This is a genomic window from Agarivorans sp. (genome assembly GCF_050295395.1).
In the GTDB taxonomy this organism is placed as follows: Bacteria; Pseudomonadota; Gammaproteobacteria; order Enterobacterales; family Celerinatantimonadaceae; genus Agarivorans.
The window spans coordinates 1-1821 of sequence record NZ_JBNKPP010000147.1 but is presented as its reverse complement, the minus strand read 5'-3'; the positions used below and the strand labels follow the sequence as shown (position 1 = coordinate 1821).

The 1821-nt window shown below is 47.0% G+C and carries 1 protein-coding gene and 1 pseudogene; both read left to right on the top strand.

The window, feature by feature from the left end; genetic code table 11:
• Positions 1–1581, top strand: a 1581-nt coding sequence (locus ACQY6Q_RS08485) for a flagellar biosynthesis protein FlhA (RefSeq protein ID WP_427980173.1), incomplete at its 5' end; no start/stop codon positions are given.
• A gap of 28 nt (positions 1582–1609) precedes the next feature.
• Positions 1610–1821 (top strand): annotated as a pseudogene (locus tag ACQY6Q_RS08480) (flagellar biosynthesis protein FlhF); the annotation flags it as partial.

Sequence of the window (1821 nt, the reverse complement as noted above, 5' to 3'; positions counted from 1 at the left end):
GGCATCATTGACCAAGAACAAGCTCGAGAGCGACGCAGTGATGTAACCAGTGAAGCCGACTTTTACGGTTCAATGGACGGTGCCAGTAAGTTTGTAAAAGGGGATGCCATCGCTGGTATTCTGATTTTGTTTATTAATATTTTGGGCGGCTTTATTATTGGAGTCGCTCAGCACGATTTAAGTTTCGCCGAAGCTGCTGAAGTGTATACCTTGTTGACCATTGGAGATGGCTTGGTCGCGCAAATTCCCTCCTTACTGTTGTCAATTGCGGCTGCTCTGGTCGTAACACGACAAAATACCGAAGCGGATATGGGTGAGCAGGTTAGCCTGCAAATGTTTAAAGATCCGCGAGTAATGATTATTTGTGGCTCTATCTTATTTGTCATGGGCATTGTTCCAGGAATGCCCCATATTGCATTTTTAAGTTGTGCGGCTGTGTGTTTAGTGACCGCTTGGCTGCGTCACAAAAATGACGCTAAAGCAGCTGCAGAAACAGCCATGCAGCCCAGTAGCCCTAATACCATGAGTAATGCTGAACCGAAGGAGTTGGGTTGGGATGATGTTCAGCCCGTTGATGTTATTGGCTTAGAAGTGGGTTACCGCTTAATTCCCTTGGTGGATAAGAGCCAAGGCGGCGAATTGCTCGCACGAATTAAAGGCGTGCGTAAGAAGCTTTCTCAAGATTTGGGTTTCTTGGTTCCTGCCGTGCATATTCGCGATAATTTAGATCTTGGACCCAACCAATACCGGATTACCCTAATGGGGGTGAGCTACGGTGAATCGGAAGTCTTCCACGACCGTGAAATGGCGATTAACCCCGGTCAAGTGTTTGGTAAAATTGAAGGTCAGCCTACTACTGATCCGGCATTTGGCCTAGAGGCCGCGTGGATCGCCACCGAACAGCGCGAACATGCTCAAACTCTAGGTTACACAGTGGTTGACTCTGCAACTGTAGTGGCAACCCACTTGAGTCAGTTGTTAACCAATAATGCGGCTAGCTTACTCGGCCATGAAGAAGTACAAAACTTGTTAGACATGCTGGCGGGTAGTTTGCCTAAATTGGTAGAAGGTTTAGTTCCTGACACCATGACATTGTCCACCGTTGTGAAAGTTCTACAAAATCTGTTAAACGAGGGCGTGCCTATTCGCGATGTACGCAGCATTGTTCAGACCTTGGTGGAATATGGACCTAAGACTCAAGACCCAGATGTATTGACGGCAGCGTGTCGAATTTCTTTGAAACGCTTAATTGTACAAGAGTTGATTGGCAGTGAGGCAGAATTGCCGGTTATTACTCTTTCTCCAGACTTGGAGCAAATATTGCATCAGTCGATGCAGGCGGCTGGCAACGATGGAGCAGGTATGGAACCTGGTTTAGCAGAAAAGTTACAAGTCTCTCTCAGCGAAGCTTGTCAGAATCAAGAGTTGGCTGGGCAACCCGCCATCTTATTAACATCGGGGATCTTGCGCTCAAGCATGTCGCGATTTGTTAAAACAGCAATGCCAGCCTTGCGGGTTCTTTCTTATCAAGAAGTACCTGAAGATAAACAAATACGTATTGTGAGCTCGGTGGGACAGTAGCTAAGGGCGCGCAGAAGGAAGGTGAACCGTGAAAATGAAACGCTTTTTTGCAAAAGATATGCGTACAGCATTGGCCGAGGTGAAAGAAACGCTTGGCAGTGATGCGGTGATCATGTCCAACAAAAAGGTGACCGGTGGTATTGAAATTGTTGCCGCTGTTGAGCCGACTAATACTAAACAGGCAGAAGCCGACAGTAGACGCGAGTTGGCTGAAGACAGTGTCAATTTATCGTCTTATCA